Origin of the sequence: Kitasatospora sp. NPDC052896, assembly GCF_044547075.1 — a bacterium.
Lineage (GTDB): Bacteria > Actinomycetota > Actinomycetes > Streptomycetales > Streptomycetaceae > Kitasatospora.
This window is the reverse complement of sequence record NZ_JBITZU010000003.1, coordinates 461,264-476,370: the sequence shown is the minus strand read 5'-3', so window position 1 is coordinate 476,370 and position 15,107 is coordinate 461,264. Positions and strand designations below refer to the sequence as shown.

14 protein-coding genes are annotated in these 15,107 nt (G+C 72.4%); 7 read left to right on the top strand and 7 right to left on the bottom strand.

What is annotated here, in order from left to right:
- The first annotated feature begins 39 nt into the window (after nucleotides 1-39).
- Nucleotides 40-591: a GNAT family N-acetyltransferase gene (locus ACIGXM_RS10690; RefSeq protein WP_396559084.1), complete on the top strand. Its 552-nt coding sequence runs from the start codon at nucleotides 40-42 to the stop codon at nucleotides 589-591.
- Nucleotides 592-601: 10 nt separating this feature from the next.
- Here the strand turns inward: ACIGXM_RS10690 and ACIGXM_RS10685 are convergent, their stop codons facing one another.
- Nucleotides 602-763 carry a hypothetical protein gene (locus ACIGXM_RS10685; RefSeq protein ID WP_396559082.1) on the bottom strand — a complete coding sequence of 54 codons (162 nt, stop codon included), beginning with the start codon at nucleotides 761-763 and terminating at the stop codon, nucleotides 602-604.
- 301 nt (nucleotides 764-1,064) lie between these two features.
- Between ACIGXM_RS10685 and ACIGXM_RS10680 the strand changes: the two genes are divergently transcribed.
- Complete coding sequence (locus tag ACIGXM_RS10680) at nucleotides 1,065-2,060, top strand: LuxR C-terminal-related transcriptional regulator (RefSeq protein ID WP_396559080.1); 996 nt, start codon at nucleotides 1,065-1,067, stop codon at nucleotides 2,058-2,060.
- Between the two features lie 30 nt (nucleotides 2,061-2,090).
- On the opposite strand, the gene ACIGXM_RS10675 is transcribed toward ACIGXM_RS10680, so the two are convergent.
- Nucleotides 2,091-2,930 carry a carbon-nitrogen hydrolase family protein gene (locus ACIGXM_RS10675; RefSeq protein ID WP_396559078.1) on the bottom strand — a complete coding sequence of 280 codons (840 nt, stop codon included), beginning with the start codon at nucleotides 2,928-2,930 and terminating at the stop codon, nucleotides 2,091-2,093.
- A gap of 144 nt (nucleotides 2,931-3,074) precedes the next feature.
- Here ACIGXM_RS10675 and ACIGXM_RS10670 point away from each other — a divergent pair, with 144 nt between their 5' ends.
- Nucleotides 3,075-4,256, top strand: coding sequence for a thiolase family protein (locus ACIGXM_RS10670; protein ID WP_396559077.1), 1,182 nt, complete (start codon nucleotides 3,075-3,077; stop codon nucleotides 4,254-4,256).
- Nucleotides 4,257-4,317: 61 nt separating this feature from the next.
- On the opposite strand, the gene ACIGXM_RS10665 is transcribed toward ACIGXM_RS10670, so the two are convergent.
- The gene (locus tag ACIGXM_RS10665) at nucleotides 4,318-4,710 is read right to left on the bottom strand and encodes a peptidase inhibitor family I36 protein (protein ID WP_396559075.1); all 393 of its coding nucleotides are present in this window, start codon (nucleotides 4,708-4,710) and stop codon (nucleotides 4,318-4,320) included.
- A 72-nt stretch (nucleotides 4,711-4,782) separates the two neighbouring features.
- Nucleotides 4,783-5,712 carry a HEAT repeat domain-containing protein gene (locus ACIGXM_RS10660; RefSeq protein WP_396559073.1) on the bottom strand — a complete coding sequence of 310 codons (930 nt, stop codon included), beginning with the start codon at nucleotides 5,710-5,712 and terminating at the stop codon, nucleotides 4,783-4,785.
- A 720-nt stretch (nucleotides 5,713-6,432) separates the two neighbouring features.
- On the opposite strand from ACIGXM_RS10660, the gene ACIGXM_RS10655 reads away from it, so the two are divergent.
- Both ACIGXM_RS10655 and ACIGXM_RS10650 read left to right on the top strand, forming a co-directional pair.
- Entirely contained in the window at nucleotides 6,433-7,743 is a 1,311-nt protein-coding gene (locus tag ACIGXM_RS10655; RefSeq protein WP_396559071.1) for a glycosyltransferase 87 family protein, read from the top strand.
- 13 nt (nucleotides 7,744-7,756) lie between these two features.
- Entirely contained in the window at nucleotides 7,757-9,388 is a 1,632-nt protein-coding gene (locus ACIGXM_RS10650; protein WP_396559069.1) for a DUF2079 domain-containing protein, read from the top strand.
- A gap of 72 nt (nucleotides 9,389-9,460) precedes the next feature.
- Here ACIGXM_RS10650 and ACIGXM_RS10645 read toward each other — a convergent pair whose 3' ends face one another.
- Entirely contained in the window at nucleotides 9,461-10,708 is a 1,248-nt protein-coding gene (locus tag ACIGXM_RS10645; RefSeq protein ID WP_396559067.1) for a glycosyl hydrolase family 8, read from the bottom strand.
- A 190-nt stretch (nucleotides 10,709-10,898) separates the two neighbouring features.
- On the opposite strand from ACIGXM_RS10645, the gene ACIGXM_RS10640 reads away from it, so the two are divergent.
- Complete coding sequence (locus ACIGXM_RS10640; protein WP_396559176.1) at nucleotides 10,899-12,257, top strand: FAD-dependent oxidoreductase; 1,359 nt, start codon at nucleotides 10,899-10,901, stop codon at nucleotides 12,255-12,257.
- Nucleotides 12,258-12,264: 7 nt separating this feature from the next.
- Here the strand turns inward: ACIGXM_RS10640 and ACIGXM_RS10635 are convergent, their stop codons facing one another.
- Complete coding sequence (locus ACIGXM_RS10635) at nucleotides 12,265-12,936, bottom strand: Tat pathway signal sequence domain protein (RefSeq protein ID WP_396559065.1); 672 nt, start codon at nucleotides 12,934-12,936, stop codon at nucleotides 12,265-12,267.
- A gap of 61 nt (nucleotides 12,937-12,997) precedes the next feature.
- The gene (locus tag ACIGXM_RS10630; protein WP_396559063.1) at nucleotides 12,998-13,936 is read right to left on the bottom strand and encodes a hypothetical protein; all 939 of its coding nucleotides are present in this window, start codon (nucleotides 13,934-13,936) and stop codon (nucleotides 12,998-13,000) included.
- A gap of 318 nt (nucleotides 13,937-14,254) precedes the next feature.
- Here ACIGXM_RS10630 and ACIGXM_RS10625 point away from each other — a divergent pair, with 318 nt between their 5' ends.
- The gene (locus tag ACIGXM_RS10625; RefSeq protein ID WP_396559061.1) at nucleotides 14,255-15,106 is read left to right on the top strand and encodes a TetR/AcrR family transcriptional regulator; all 852 of its coding nucleotides are present in this window, start codon (nucleotides 14,255-14,257) and stop codon (nucleotides 15,104-15,106) included.
- Nucleotide 15,107: the final 1 nt, after the last annotated feature.

Genomic DNA, 15,107 nt, shown 5'->3' with positions numbered 1-15,107 from the left:
CGGCCGTCGGCGTCCGGCCCGGCCTGAGACGATCGGCCCATGACGACCACGACCACCCTGAGGGCGGAGGGCCTGCTGCTCCGCCCCTGGCGGCCCGAGGACGCGACGGCGCTGGCCGACGCCGCCCGGGACGCCCTGCTCCGCCGGTTCACCTCGCTCGCCGTGGCGGATCCGACCGAGGCGCGCGCCTGGATCGACGTCCAGCGGCACGGCTGGCGGACCGGCGAGCGCCTGGCGTTCGCCGTCTTCGCGGCACGATCCGACGCAGTGGAAGGCGAGTTGCTCGGCCAGACGGTTCTCAAGCGGAACTCGGAGGCCGGTCAGGGCGTCGCCGAGGTCGGTTACTGGACGTCCGCTCCGGCCCGTGGTCGCGCGGTCGCACCGCGCGCCCTGGAGGCGCTCACCCGATGGGCCTTCGCCAGCTACGAGTTGGACCGGCTGGAGCTGTTCCACCGGGTGGACAACCACGGCTCCTGTCGGGTCGCCGAGAAGGCGGGCTATCCCTTCCGGCAGTTGCTGTCCGCTCGGCCGCCGGCGTTCCCCCGGGAGGGGCACCTGCACGTGCGGACCGCTGCGGCACCGGCCGGCTGACTCCGTCCGTTCACTGCCAGATCATGTTGTTCGCCTTCACGCCGTCGGCCTGGACGGTGTGCGCGGTGTGTGTGGTGTGTACGGCGGCCGGTGCGCCGAGGGTGGCGAGGACGGCGGCGGCCAGGGTGACGAGCGCGGCGGTGGCGGCCTGGGCGAGACGGGACCGGAGCATGATGGGCGTCCTTGGCTGAGGGCGAGAGGGGTGGTCCGGTCGTGCGTCCCGCGGTGACGCGCCGTCCGGTGAGAACTACTCTCATCGCTGGTCAGAGCCGGTGGAAGGGCTGCCGGCTGGACGAAAACGGCCTTGGACGGTTCTGTCCAGCGGGCAGCCCTCCCACCGGTGGGGAGCACCTCCGCCGACCGTGGTGGTCCATGGCCGGAACCGTCCACGAAGTGGCGTTGGCCGGCGTCTTAACGTCGTGCAATGATCAGGTCGCACGTTTAGGAGACCTTGTCACCGGGGGGTTCAAGGAATGCTCGCGACTTTCGGGCTGGACGCGACGGCCGAGGCGGTCTACCGGGCCATGCTCGCCAGGCCACGGGAGGGCGTGGCGGGGCTGGCGGCCGTGCTGGCACTGCCGGAGGACGAGGTGCGGCAGGGGTTGGACACGCTGAGCGAGCTGGCGCTGGTCCGTCCGTCGCACGACCGGGACGGCGAGCCGCGGGCGGTCCCGCCGGACATCGGCATGGAGTTGCTGATGGCCCGGCAGCAGGAGGAGCTGGCGGCCCAGCAGCAGCGGATCGAGGCGTCCAGGGCGGCGGCGGCCCGGCTCATCGCGGAGTACGCCGAACTCCGGCCGGCGGCGCCCCACCCGGGCGTCGAGCAGTTGGTCGGACTGGACGAGATCCGCGACCGCCTCGCCACGCTCACCCGCCAGGTGGAGACCGAGGTGATGACCTTCGCGCCGGACGGCGGCCACACTCCGGAGAGCATCGCCGCCGCGCGGCCGCTCGACGAGAACCTGTTGGGCCGCGGCATCCGGATGCGGACCGTCTACCTGGACAGCGTCCGCAACAGCGCGCCCACCGTCGAGTACACCGAGTGGCTGGCCACCCTGGGCGGGCAGGTCCGCACGGTGGCCGCGCTGCCGATCCGCATGATCGTGGTGGACCGGAGCACCGCGGTGATCCCGGTCAACAACGACGACACCGCGGCTGGTGCCGTCGTGCTCACCGGCCACGGCACGCTGACCGCGCTGTGCGCGCTGTTCGAGAGCGTCTGGGCGGCGGCCGAGCCGCTGGGCGCGGTGGCCCCGCGGGAGACCGGTGGGCTCACCGGCCAGGAGGCGGCCGTGGTCAGGCTGCTCGCCGAGGGCCTGACGGACGAGACGATCGCCAAGCGCCTCGGCGTCTCGACCCGCACCGCCCGCCGGATCGCCACCGACCTGATGACCCGGATCGGCGCCCGCAGCCGCTTCGAGGCCGGCGTCCGGGCCGTCCAGCACGGCTGGCTGCCGCACCACCTCTGAGCGCCGGGCGCGCCCCGGCCGGCTCCTCGCCTACCCGCGCCCGGCCGCCGCGTTCAGTGAGGGATCGAGCAGGACCGGCTCCGCCGTCCGTACCCGCGCCAGCTCTGTCGGGTCCAACTCGGCTGCGGCCAGAGCGCTTTCGGCTGGACCGGCGTCGGCGAGCAGGGTGCCGTCCGGCCCCCAGACCGCGCTGCCGCCGCAGCCGTGGTAGGGACCGCTGGGACCGCTGAAGTTGGCCAGCAGTACGTAGCCGGTGTTGTCCAGCGCCCGGGCCGGGAAGAGGATGTCGCGCTGCCGTTCACCGTTCCCGCGGCCGAACATCGCGCCCACCAGGTACCCGTGGCACCCGGCGAGCGCGGCGGCCCGGGCGTGCTCGGGGAAGCCGGAGTCCCAGCAGATGCCGAGCCCGAGGCGCCAGCCGTCCAGCTCGACCGTGCAGCCGCTCGACCCCGCGCCGAAGCCGGCCGCGCGTTCGGTCGGGGTGACGTGCTGCTTGTCGTACTGGGCGACCAGGTGGCCGTCCCGGCCGAGGACGAGCTGCGAGATGAGCGGTCCCCCGTTCCCGGGATCGACCGTCGGGGCCCCGACCGCCACGGCGGTGCGGGTCTCGGCGCAGGCGGCGGCCAACGGGTCGAGCCGGGGGTCCGTGCCGCTCAGCGTCTGGCGGCCCGGGTCGGCCAGGATCCCGGGCAGCTCGTACCCGGTGAGGAACAGCTCCGGCAGCACCAGCAGGGAAGCTCCCCGATCGGCGGCCCGCCTGACCAGTTCGGCACTGGTGGCGACATTGGCGGCGACGTCCAGCGGGACGCAGGGCGCCTGGCCGGCCGCCAGGGTGATGGGGGTGGTGGGCAGATCGTGCAGATGATCCATGTCTGATCAACCTACCGCACGGCGCCCCAGGACCGGCTGGCCGTCCGGCCGGCGCCGCGAGGGTGGGCTTGGTTCTCCAACGGTTCCGGAGCTACAGTGAATCCAGTTTTCAAACTCGCTTCCGGGCTCGAGAAGGAGACCGTCATGCGTGATGCCGTCATCGTCGAGGCCGTCCGGACCCCGATCGGCAAGGGGAAGCCGGGCGGGGCGCTCTCCACGGTGCATCCGGTGGAACTGCTCGCTCACACCCTGCGCGCGCTCGTCACTCGCAGTGGGATCGATCCGGCCCTCGTCGACGACGTGATCGGCGGGTGCGTCGACCAGGTCGGCGAGCAGGCGATGAACACCACCCGGTACGCCTGGCTGTCGGCGGGGTTCCCGGACTCCGTGCCGGCCACCACGGTGGACCGGCAGTGCGGCTCCTCGCAGCAGGCCGTTCACTTCGCCGCGCAGGGCGTGATGTCCGGGGCGTACGACCTGGTGGTGGCGTGCGGGGTCGAGTCGATGAGCCGGGTGCCGATGTGGTCCAACGTGCCGAAGGGCGCCGACGTCTTCGGGCCCGGTGTGGCCGCCCGCTACCCCGAGGGGCTCGTCCCGCAGGGCGTCAGTGCCGAACTCATCGCCGCCAAGTGGTCGATCGGCCGGGAGGAGATGGACGCCTTCGCCGCCGCCTCGCACCAGAAGGCCGCCCAGGCGCACCGGGACGGGCAGTTCGACGCCGAAATCGCCCCCGTGCCGACGGCGTGGGGGACCGTCGCCATGGACGAGTCCGTCCGTCCCACCACCACGCCCGAGATCCTCGCCGGCCTGCGCCCGTCCTTCGCCGACCCCGGCTTCGCCGAGCGGTTCCCGCAGATCGAGTGGTCGGTGACGGCCGGGAACAGCAGCCCGGTCAACGACGGCGCCTCCGCCGTCCTGATCACCAGCGGCGAGACCGCGGCCCGGCTCGGCCTGCGGCCGTTGGCGCGGCTGCACAGCTTCGCCGTCACCGGCTCCGACCCGCTGCTGATGCTCACCGGCGTCGTCCCCGCCACCGAGAAGGTGCTGCGCCGGGCCGGGCTCGGCCTCGGCGACATCGATCTGTTCGAGGTCAACGAGGCCTTCGCGAGCGTGGTGCTGACCTGGCTCCAGGAGACCGGCGCGGACCCGGCCAGGGTCAACGTGAACGGCGGTGCGATCGCCCTCGGGCACCCGCTGGGCGCGAGCGGCGCCCGCCTGATGACCACACTCGTCCACGCGATGCGGCAGCGCGGCGCGCGCTACGCGCTGCAGACGATGTGCGAGGCGGGCGGCCTGGCCAACGCGACGGTGCTGGAAGCACTTTAGGACCCACTGCGAAAGGGGAAGTCGGCCCGGCCGACTTCCCCCACACAGCACGCTTACCAGCTCAGCCGCAGTCAGGCGTGAGCGAGCCGACCCGGCGGCCGTCCAGCTCGTGGTTGCCGTAGCCGCTGACCTCCTGCTCCTCGCCGGCGAAGTCGGGCCGGTCGTTGAGGCGGACTATGCAGCCGAAGCCGTCCGGGAGCGGGTTGCGAACGGACCTGGGGAAGATGGCCGGCTCGATGTCGTCCAGCTCGCGGAGGTCGAAGCCGGTCTTCGTCACCTTCGCGTCCACGGCGAGGAGCACCCGCCCGGTCTGCTGCGGTCCCTCGAACAGGCAGAGGTAACCCTGCTTGCAGGCGGCGGCGTTGGGCTCGGCCTGCACGGCCGGGGCGAAGGCGGCCGAAAGACCGAAGGTGAGCAGGGTGCTGACGGTGAGCCGGGCGACGGGGTGACGCATGGGCGAGCAACTCCTCGATGGGGAAAGTGTGGTGACGAAGACGCAGTTCGATCACGCCTCGGTCACCGGAAGTTAGCATGCGTCCACTTTCCGTTCGTATTCGTAACGTCGCTTTTCGGACAGGGCGGTGAGGGCGGCCGTGAGCAGGGCGGCCCGCTCGTCGGCCGGCGGGAAGCGGGCCGGCGACACGTCGTGCTCGGCCCAGCCCCGCTCCTGGAGCCGGAGCAGCTCCCGGTGCAGGTCGCCCGGGTCGGTCCACCGCGAGGCGTCGGCACAGGCCGCCACGAACCGCCAGTCGGGATCGGCCACGGCGAGTTCGGCGGCGAGCGCGGCGAGGGCCTGCCCGGGGGCGGTCGCCGCCAGCACCTTCAGGGCGGCGACCCGGACGCCGGGCAGCGGGTCGTCCTCGTACTCGGCCAGCACCTCCTCGATCCCCGGCCGGTGCCGCTCGTCGAGCTGGTGCAGCCGGGCCAGCGCGGCGGCGGCCTCGGTGCGGACCGTCGGTTCCGGGTCGTCGTCCAGCAACCGGACCAGCAGCGAGACGGTCCGGCGGTCGCACGGGACGTCCGGCCGCACGGCCACCACCGCGGCGGCCGCCCGCCGCACGCCGCCGTCCGGGTGGTCGAGCAGCTCCAGGAGCACCGGCGCGCAGTCGTCGCGGACGGCCAGGTAGAGCGGGAGCGCGGCGACGAGCACCACGGGGTGCTGCGCCGGCCCGCAGATCCCGTCGAGCAGCCGCGCCAGCACCGGGACGAACCGCCGGCCCTTGTCGTGGCCGGTCACCAGCACCTCGAGCAGTTCGGCGCCGAGTGCGACCGACTCCGGATCCCCCGAGCGCAGCAGTGCGGCCCCCTCGTCGAACACCTCCCCGGCGGTCGCGCCGCCGGCCTCGTCGAGCACCCGCCGGCGCCGGTGGTCGCCCGCCGGGTGGGCCCGCGCGCGGAGCAGGAGCTCGGCGACGTCGACGTGCCTGCGGTGCAGGTGCAGAATCCGGCCCAACATCTGGCCCCCCGTTCGTCGGCTGACTCCATTGTGCGCCGGGGGAAGGGGAGTTGAGGGTATCCGCGGCTGCAGGGTGGTCGTTGGCGGCCCGGGGGCGGCATGCACGGTCGGTCCGGCTCGGCGGACCGGGGCGGGTGGCGGCCGGGCGGCGGTTCCCGGTGATCAACGCCCTGGCCGCCCGGCTGCTCCCCTTCGCCCCGCTGGACGCACCCTGCTGGCCGCCGCGACCCCGGCCGGGTCCGCCGGCCGCCGCTGCTGCCGGGGGGCGCTGACCACGGCGCTGGGCGCGGTGGTCCGGCGCGAGCCGCCGCTCTCCGACCGGTCGGGCGGCGATCGGGACTGGCCACTCGGAATAGCGTGATCCCATTTTTCCGAGCAGGTTTCTTCCGTCGCACCGCGCCATTCCGAGATATTCCTCACGCCCACTCCGGCAACGGAGCGGTCAACCTCACCGTCGAGGCGTGAGGATCATGAAGATTGCGATCAACGGCTGGAGTGCCGCGTACCGGTGGAGGTATGGTCGAGCACCGTGTGGCAGCATGGCGTGCCGGTTGGAGCAGCGGGGGATCACGGAGGGTAGCTGGTTACTCGGCTCGCGTGTTCGGACATGGCCCGCGGGTCACGCTGTGCAACCAGTCACCGAACTGAATTTCGAAGGGTAAAGCGGCATGTCCACGATCACACGGCTCCGACCCGTTCCCCGGCGAACTGCGGGGTCCGATGTCTGACCGCGGATCGCCGAGCGGGCCGGCCAGACTCCGCTCCTTCCTGCGCACCCGGACCGCCCTCGCCGCCGCGGCGTCCCTGATCTCCCTGATGAGCTTCGCGGTGCTGCGGCACTTCCAGAACATGTCCATGGTCGACATGCTGGTCTACCGCGCCGAGGGTGCGGCCGTCTGGAACCACCAGGACCTCTACGCGATGCGGCTGCCCGGCTGGGACCTGCCGGCGACCTATCCGCCCTTCGCGGCCATGCTCTTCGTGCCGAGCTCCTGGTTCGACGTGACCCCGCTGCGCGCGATCGTCACGCTGCTGAACGTGGCCCTGCTGGGCCTGCTCGCCTACCTGGCGTTCAAGCTGGTCGGCTGGCCGCGGGAGCGGCACCGGCTGATCGGGGCGATCCTGGTGGCCGGCTTCGGCGTCTGGCTGGAACCGGTCTACACCACGCTGCAGTACGGCCAGGTCAACCTGGGCATCGCCTGCCTGGTGCTCTACGACTTCACCCGTCCCGACAACCACCGCTACAAGGGCGTCGGGATCGGCCTGGCGGCCGGGATCAAGCTGGTGCCGGGCCTGTTCGCCGTCTATCTGCTGCTCACCGGCCGGATCCGGGCCGCTCTGGTCGCCGGCGGCACCTTCCTGGCCAGCGCGCTGATCGGCGTCGTCACGTTGCCCGGTGCGTCCTGGGGCTACTGGACCGACTACATGTGGGACACCCGCCGGGTCGGCATCACCGAACTGGTGGACAACCAGTCGCTGCGCGGGGCGATCTGCCGACTGCTGAGCAGGCACGACCCGGGCATGATCGCCACCGTCGGCACCGGGCTGGCGCTGCTGCTCGGCCTGTCGGTCGCCGTGGTGGCCGGTCGCTCGGCCCGGGTGATGCGCCGGGCCGAGGCGTGGGGCGTGATCTGCGCCGCGCTGACCTCCCTGCTGGTCTCGCCGATCAGCTGGACGCACCACTACGTCTGGTGCGTGCCGCTGTTGATCCTGCTGCTCACCGAGGCGGTCCAGGAGGCCGGGCAACCGAGTGGGCTGCGCCGGCTGCGCTGGCGGCCGGCGTTCGTCGCGGTGCTGCTGGCCTTCCTCTCCTACGCGATGTGGCTGGTGCCGCAGGCCGGGGGGCTCGGGGTGCCGTGGAACTGGCAGGTGCCGTCGTCGGTCTATCCGGTGACCAGCCTCGCGGTGCTCGGCGCGATGGCGTACCGGATGTGGCCGGTCGGTCGCGACATGATCCGCCAGTGGCAGCTCGGCCGGGCCGAAACCGCTCAGGAACCGGCCCGCAGCGCCGCGTTGACAGGTCAAAGGTAGTCAGAGGTACAAGATGGTCACCCAACAGGTACAGGTAGCCGCGCCGACGCGTGGCCTGATCCCGGCACAGGTCCGCCGGCAGGCCGGCAATCTGTTGACCGGAACGCTCGGTTCGGGCCGGCGCCGCACGGTGTTGTTCGCGCTGCTCTGCTTCGCGGTGACCTGCGCGACCGACATGCAGTACTGGACCTCGGTCCAACTCGGCGGATTCGACCTGGGGATCTTCGATCAGGGGATCCGCGGATACGCGCATTTCCACCTGCCGATATCCGAGGTCAAGCGTTACCACCACGAATTCCCGCCCGGATTCTCACTGCTCGGTGACCACTTCTCGCCGATCCTGGCGCTCTTGGCCCCGCTCTACTGGATCTGGAACGATCCGCGCTCGCTGCTGATCGGGCAGTCGCTGCTCTTCGCGGCGGGCGTCCCGCTGGTGCGGCGGATCGCGCTGGCGAACTTCGCACAGGCGCCGGGGCGGGTGGCCCGCCGCGCCGCCGACCTGGCCATGCTGGCCTACGGCCTGGGCTGGCCGCTGCTGAACGCCGCCAAGGTCGGTTTCCACGAGGTCGGGTTCGCCGTCCCGCTGACCCTGCTGATGCTGGAGCGGGGGGCGGCCCGGCGGTACGGCATGACGATCGCCGCCGCGGTGCTGCTCTGCTGCACCAAGGAGGACCTCGGACTGTTGGTCGGCGCCTACGGCCTGGTGCTCATCCTGCGCGGCCGGCGCTCCGGCGACCGGCGCGGCGTGCGGGTCGGCGCCGGGCTGCTGGTCGGCGGCCCGATCGCGACGGCGGTGGCGATCCAGTGGCTGATCCCCGCGATGGGCGGTGAGCCCGGCTACTACTGGAACTACCAGGAGCTCGGGCCGAACGCCGGCGCGGCGGCGGTCAACGTCCTGCACGACCCGATGCTGCTGGTGCACGGCGCGTTCAGCGCTCCGCTCAAGCCGCTGCTGGTGCTCTGGCTGTTCGGCACGCTGCTGTTGCTGCCGCTGCGCTCGCTGACGGTGCTCTGCGCGGTGCCGCTGCTGGCCGAGCGGATCCTCTCCACCAACCCCAACCACTGGTCGATCGCCCGGCACTACGACGCGTTCCTGTGGCCGGTGTTGGTGACCGCGACGATCGAGGCGCTGGCCCGGCTGTACGCCGTCGAGCGGACCCGGCGTACGGCGCACTGGCTCGGCGTCACGGTGGTCGGCTTCACGGTCGCCGCCGCGCTGCCGCTGGGCCTGATCTCGCTGGCCACCCCGGGGCGTTGGCGGCCGGAGGCGAGCGAGGCCGCGCTGGTCAGGGCGGCCGCGATGATCCCCAACGGCGCCACGGTGGAGGCCGACAACCAGGTGGTGCCGCGGCTCACCGCCCGCACCAACGTCGTGCTGGTGGACGAGACTCCGCGCGGGATGGACTACGTGCTGATCCGCTCGGTCGGCCGGTCCTTCCCGTTCTCCTCCGACAAGCAGCAGGCCGACCGGATCCAGCTGCTGCTGGCCAACGGCTACCAGCAGATCTGGGGGGACGACGGCGTGGTGCTGCTGCACCGGGTCAGGGACGTGCCGATCCCCGGCGAGGAGGTTCCGGGGCCGGGCAGCCACCCGGTCCAGGACGTCGTCCCGTCCGACGTCGGGCACAACCTGTTCCGCGGCTGATCCGGCGGGATCCGGGGCGGCGGACCACCCGGACGGTGGTGCCGGGCCTCCCGGCCGGGAGGCCCGGCGGCCCTACGGCTTCCAGTAGTCGCCCGACATCACCAGGTACACCAGCATCTTGATGCTCTCCCCGTAGTACCCGTCCCCGAACGGGTTGGTGCCGAGCTGCTTCCAGATCGCGTCGGTCCACGCCCGGTCGCCCGCCGCCATCGCGGCCGGACCGACCGCGTCGCCGGCCTCCTCGGCCTGGTCGCTGGTCGAGTACGGCGTGCAGTTGAGCTTGGTGTGCGGGTAGACCTTCTGCGGGTTGCCGCCCGACTCGCCCTTCAGGCAGGCGGATTCGAGCTTCGCGGTGGTGTACGAGACCGCCGCCGTGGAGCTGCCGTACAGCAGCGCGTCGGTGCCCAGGTGCCAGGGGACCCGGATGGAGTTGTAGCCGACGATGTTGTCGGGCTGGTCCTCCTGGTAGTCGGCGGGGGCCGGCTTGGGGCTGGTGGTGTCGGCGTTCACCACGAAGTCGGAGAGCAGGCCGCCCTTGGCCGAGTAGCCGTGGGTGAACTCGCTGATCACCGCCTGGGTCCGGTCGAGCACCTTGGTCCAGTCGTGCGCCGGGTCGTACGCGGCGAACGCGCGCAGGTGGTCGATCATCGAGTCGGACGGCCGGGTGTCGGTGTTCGGCCCGTCGTCCTCGCACTTCAGGTGGCCGTCGGGGGCGACGTCGTGGGCGTAGACGTCGGCCAGCCAGGCCTTGGCGTCCGCGGTGTAGCCGCCCCACTGCCGGTCGGCGAGGATCAGGCCGTAGCCGATGTCGAGGTCGCCGTCGGTGGCCGCGTCCGGGGTACCGCTGCTGTAGTACTCGCAGGTCCTGCCGTCCAACTGCCACTGCATCAGGCCCCACTGGTCCCGGTGGTCCTTGACCAACTGCCAGAGGCCGTCGAACTCGGTCCGCGCGTTCGGGTCGTACCCCGCCATCAGGGGGACGATGTTCATCCCGTAGCCCTGTCCCTCGGAGACCGGGCCGTTGTCGCGGGCGTCGCTGTCGCCCTTGGTCGAGACGTAGTACTCGTTCGAAGCGCAGCCGTGGACCAGGTAGTCGGCCTTCCAGGAGTCGTACTCCTTCTCGACGGCGGCGTCCCGGGCCGACTGCGAGGTCGAGGGCATCACGCCGACCTGGTAGGTGACGTGGGTGGGAAACGGGTGGGTGACACCGGCGGCGGTGGCGGGGGCCGCGCCGGCGAGGCCGAGGCCGAGCGTGGTGGTGGCGAGTGCGGAGCCGGCGGCCACGAACCGGCGGATTCGAGGTGACGGTCGAGGGGACATCAGCTCTCCGGTGGGGGAGGAGGGGGGTTAGGAAAGTTTCTTAACTTAGCCAAGGGCATGTCAATACCCGTGCATGACCCCGCGCCCGACCCGACACGGCACCCCACGCGGCGCCGTGTGATCGATGATGGGAGCCGCGCGGGCCGTGGTGGCCCGTCAGGGACGCCCACCGGCGGATCGGGGCATGGTTATGACGGAGCATCTGGTGGTCATCGGCGCGGACGCGGCGGGCATGTCCGCGGCCTCGCAGGCCCGGCGGCGACGCGGGCTCGACCAGCTGCGGATCACCGCCTTCGAGCGCGGCACGTTCAGCTCGTACTCGGCCTGCGGCATCCCGTACTGGGTCGGTGGCGAGGTCCCCGGGCGCGACGCGCTGATCGCCCGGACGCCCGCCGAGCACCGGTCCCGGGGCATCGACCTGCGGCTGGGCACCGAGGTGGTGGAGATCGACCCGGTCGGCCGCCGGGTGCGCGGTCGCGAGCTCGCCACCGGCGCCGAGCAGTGGACCGGGTACGACCACCTAGTCATCGCCACCGGCGCCGAGCCGGTCCGCCCGGACCGTCCCGGCTTCACCGCGCCCGGTGTGCACGGGGTGCAGACGCTGGACGAGGGTGCGGCGCTGCTGGACTCGCTACGACACGGGGTGCGGCAGGTGGTGGTGGTCGGCGGCGGCTACATCGGCGTGGAGGTGGCCGAGGCGATGCTGCGCCGTGGCCTGGAGGTCACCATGCTGCACCGCACGCCGGAGCCGATGCCCACCCTCGACCTTGACCTCGGCCGGCTGGTGCGCGAGGGGCTGGAGAGGCTCGGCGTCGCGGTGCTGCCCGGCGCCGAGGCGCTGGAGGTGCTGCTCGGGCCGGACGGCCGGCCGCGCGCGGTGCGCAGCACGGCCGGCGAGCACCCGGCCGACCTGGTGGTGCTGGGGCTCGGGGTGCGGCCGCGGACGGCGCTGGCCCGGGCGGCCGGCCTGCCGCTCGGCGTCTACGGCGGGCTGCGCACCGACGAGACGATGCGGGTGCTCGGCACCGAGGACGTCTGGGCGGGCGGGGACTGCGTCGAGGTGCTCAACCTGGTCTCCGGCCGTCACCAGCACGTCGCCCTGGGCACCCACGCCAACAAGCACGGGTTGGTGATCGGCACCAACCTGGGTGGTGGCCGGGCCGCCTTCCCCGGCGTGGTCGGCACCGCGGTGACCCGGGTGTGCGACCTGGAGATCGCCCGCACCGGGCTGACCGAGCGCCAGGCGACCGCGGCCGGCCTTCGCCACACCGTGGCGGTGGTGGAGTCGACCGCGCAGGCGGGCTACCTGCCAGGGGCGCCCCGGCTGACCGTCAAGATCCTCGCCGAGCACGGCACCGGGCGGCTGCTCGGGATGCAGATCGTCGGCGGACCGGGCGCCGCCAAGCGGATCGACGTCGCCGCGGTCGCGCTGGCCGGCCGGCTGACGGTGGAGCAGCTGGTCCACCAGGACCTGGGCTACGCGCCACCGTTCTCGCCGGTCTGGGACCCGGTGCTGGTGGCCGCCCGGAAGGCGGCCAACCAGCTCTGAACGAGGCTCAGTTGACGTAGATGCTGGGGCTTCCGGCCTGGCTGGTGTCGGTCACCGGGCCGTAGGCGGCGGTGAAGTACCCGGCCGAGAAGCAGGTGGCCGGGCCGCTGCTCAGGGTGAACGGCTGCGCGTTGAAGCTGATGCTCTGGTCGGTGTTGGAGGTGGTGCCGGAGAGGCTGCTCGGCGAGGCCTGGTAGCTGCAGGTGACCGTGCCGAGCAGGGTCTGCAGCACGATGTCGGTCTGGATCGGGCCCGTGGTCGGGTTCAGGGTGACCGGGCTGCCGGTCGCGTCGCTGACGTCGTTGCTGTAGCTGAGGTTGTCCACCGTCACGCTCTGCACGCCCATCACACCCGGGATGTTGACCGCGCTGCAGTTGCCGAAGGTCTGGCTGGTCAGGGTCTCCACGGCGGTGCCCGGCGCGCTCGGGTTCGAGGCGACGGTGGCGGCGAAGCCGGAGGAGGCGCAGCTGACCCCGGTGCCGCCGGCGGCGGTGGAGTAGAGCGTCGCGGCGGTGTTGGGGCTGAGTGAGGCGGTGAGCGCGTCACCGACCGCGGCCGGGCTGCCGCCCGCCGAGCCGTAGGTCAGCACGGCGGGGCCGTCCGCCGAGGCGGGCAGCGCGGGCAGCACGGCGGCGGCGAGGGCGGTCAGGGCCGCGCCGAGGTAGAGACGGTTGCGCACGGGAGTTCCTCGTTTCCACTGGGGTGGGGTGGGATGGGGAGGGAACGGGGGCTGAGGGGGCTCAGTGCTGGACCGCCGAGCTGCCGGCGGACGCGGCGAGGGCGCCGGTCAGGTCGCTCAGGCTGGTGTCCAGGGCGAGTGTGGTGTCGGTCTGCTGGAAGCTCACCGAGCCCTGGCCGGCGCCCGAGGGCAGGCCCATGGCCAGGTCGATCACCGGGTCGAGGATGCCGCCCAGGCCGCAGCCGGTGGCGCCGGGCACGCTGAAGGTGTTGTCCACCAACTGGGCGCCGGTGAACGAGGCGATCAGGGAGTGGTGGCCGTTCGGGTCGCCGGCCACGCTGATCGTGCCGGGGCTGCCGGTCATCGGTTGGGCGGGAGGCGGCGGCGCGGTACGGCCGGTGGTCGGCCGCAGCACGATCGGCGAGGTGTCCGAACCGAGGTAGCAGTCGTCGCCGAAGAAGAGGTTGGACAGGTGGAGCTTCACCGGGAGTTGGAACACAGGATAGGGCTCGCCGGCCGCCAACGGGGTGAAGTCGGTTACCGGACCGGCCAGTTCGACCTGGGCGAAGATACTCGTGATGCCGGGCAGGAAGTTGGTGATGCCGGGGATGGTGATCTGGGCGGGCTGCGCGTCGAGCAGCGCGGCGCCGGTGGGCGCGACGGTGCGGTACTGGTTGGCGGTGCTGCCGTCGGGGAACTTCACCACCGGGGCCGACTTGTCCCAGTAGACGCCGAACTGCAGCGTGATCGGTGAGGTGAGTGGCACCGTGGTGGTGCCGATGGTGAAGCTGCCGGCCTGGGTCACCGAGACCACGCAGCCGACCTGGAGGTTGGTCGGGTCGGTCATGGCCGGTGCGGTCACCGGACAGGCGCCCATTCCGGTGTACGGTCCACCGGGCGCGCCGCCGGCGGCGTGTGCCGGGACGGCGCCGACCAGGAGGCCGGTGGCGGCAGCGGCGACGGCGGCGATCCGGCCAAGTGACCGAGGGGTTCGGGGCATGCGGGGGTACTCCTCACGGCACGGGGGTGAGCGGGAGCAACGGGACAGCCCCGCCGGGGAGTTCGGAGCGGCCCGCTCGGCGCCACGAGCGGGTGTACGGCCGGAGAGCCGGCGGGTCCGGACGGCTGCCACCGCGGCCCGCCTTCGCCATACTGAGGGCGTCACGAGTTCGCCACGCCCTCCTCCGAACCCGCCCGGCGGGCTGCGGAAACCGGCACTGTCCCGAGGCCGGATAGCCCCCGAGACCGGGAAGCAACAGTGCCGAAACATTGAAAACCTGTGAAGGTTCTAAACCTGACTCTTCGTCATCGTCAAGGGATGGCACACGAGTTGACAATAAATCTTGAATTCGCCACGCTCTCCGACGAGTCCGTGCTACCGGGCACCCGCAGTGGTCGGGATCCCGCCCGGTCGATCCGCCGTGGACCGAGCCGGTTGCCCCCCGAAGTGGTGGCGGCGACCCAGCGTGACCGGCTGCTGGACGGTGTGGTGCACACGGTGGCCCGGCACGGCTACGCGGGTGCCCGGGTGAGCGACATCTGCCAGGCCGCCGGGGTCACCCGGCCGGTCTTCTACGAGCAGTTCAGCGGCAAGGAGGAGGCCTACCTGGCCGCGCACCGGCACGGTACGGCGGTGGTGATCCGCCGGATGGAGGAGGCCTTCGCGGCGCAGCCGGACTGGTGCGCCGGGGTGCAGGCCGCGCTGCGGGCACTGCTGGCGATCCTCGCGGAGGTGCCGGCCTTCGCCACCATGGCGGTGGTCGAGCTGGACGCGCTCGGACCGGCCGGGCGGCTGGTGCGCGAGCGGCTGCTGACCAGGTTCCGCCGGCTCTTCACCGAGTGTCCGGCGCCGCCGGACGGGGTGGTCGCCGAGTTGCTCACCGACACCGTGGTGGGCGGGCTGCACGCCAGCATCTACCGCTGCATAGCGGCCGACCGGCACGCCGAACTCCCCTACTTGCTACCGACTTTGGCGCAGTTCGCGCTGGCACCCTTCCTCGGTCCGGCGGAGGCGGCCGAGCGGTTGGCCCGGGCCGAGGCGGCTGGGGCGCCGTGGCCCAAGCCGGTGCTCGCCTGCACCCTGGACCGGCCCGGGCGGCCCGCGGCCGCGGACCGGCGGGCGGCGCGGGCGCACCCGGAACCCCTTGACCCTCCGTCGACCGCGAGATAAC

Coding starts and splice junctions, on each gene's coding strand:
- ACIGXM_RS10690 (WP_396559084.1), top strand. CDS start 40: ATGACGACCACGACCACCCTGAGGGCGGAGGGCCTGCTGCTCCGCCCC.
- ACIGXM_RS10685 (WP_396559082.1), bottom strand. CDS start 763: ATGCTCCGGTCCCGTCTCGCCCAGGCCGCCACCGCCGCGCTCGTCACC.
- ACIGXM_RS10680 (WP_396559080.1), top strand. CDS start 1,065: ATGCTCGCGACTTTCGGGCTGGACGCGACGGCCGAGGCGGTCTACCGG.
- ACIGXM_RS10675 (WP_396559078.1), bottom strand. CDS start 2,930: ATGGATCATCTGCACGATCTGCCCACCACCCCCATCACCCTGGCGGCC.
- ACIGXM_RS10670 (WP_396559077.1), top strand. CDS start 3,075: ATGCGTGATGCCGTCATCGTCGAGGCCGTCCGGACCCCGATCGGCAAG.
- ACIGXM_RS10665 (WP_396559075.1), bottom strand. CDS start 4,710: ATGCGTCACCCCGTCGCCCGGCTCACCGTCAGCACCCTGCTCACCTTC.
- ACIGXM_RS10660 (WP_396559073.1), bottom strand. CDS start 5,712: ATGTTGGGCCGGATTCTGCACCTGCACCGCAGGCACGTCGACGTCGCC.
- ACIGXM_RS10655 (WP_396559071.1), top strand. CDS start 6,433: ATGTCTGACCGCGGATCGCCGAGCGGGCCGGCCAGACTCCGCTCCTTC.
- ACIGXM_RS10650 (WP_396559069.1), top strand. CDS start 7,757: ATGGTCACCCAACAGGTACAGGTAGCCGCGCCGACGCGTGGCCTGATC.
- ACIGXM_RS10645 (WP_396559067.1), bottom strand. CDS start 10,708: ATGTCCCCTCGACCGTCACCTCGAATCCGCCGGTTCGTGGCCGCCGGC.
- ACIGXM_RS10640 (WP_396559176.1), top strand. CDS start 10,899: ATGACGGAGCATCTGGTGGTCATCGGCGCGGACGCGGCGGGCATGTCC.
- ACIGXM_RS10630 (WP_396559063.1), bottom strand. CDS start 13,936: ATGCCCCGAACCCCTCGGTCACTTGGCCGGATCGCCGCCGTCGCCGCT.
- ACIGXM_RS10625 (WP_396559061.1), top strand. CDS start 14,255: ATGGCACACGAGTTGACAATAAATCTTGAATTCGCCACGCTCTCCGAC.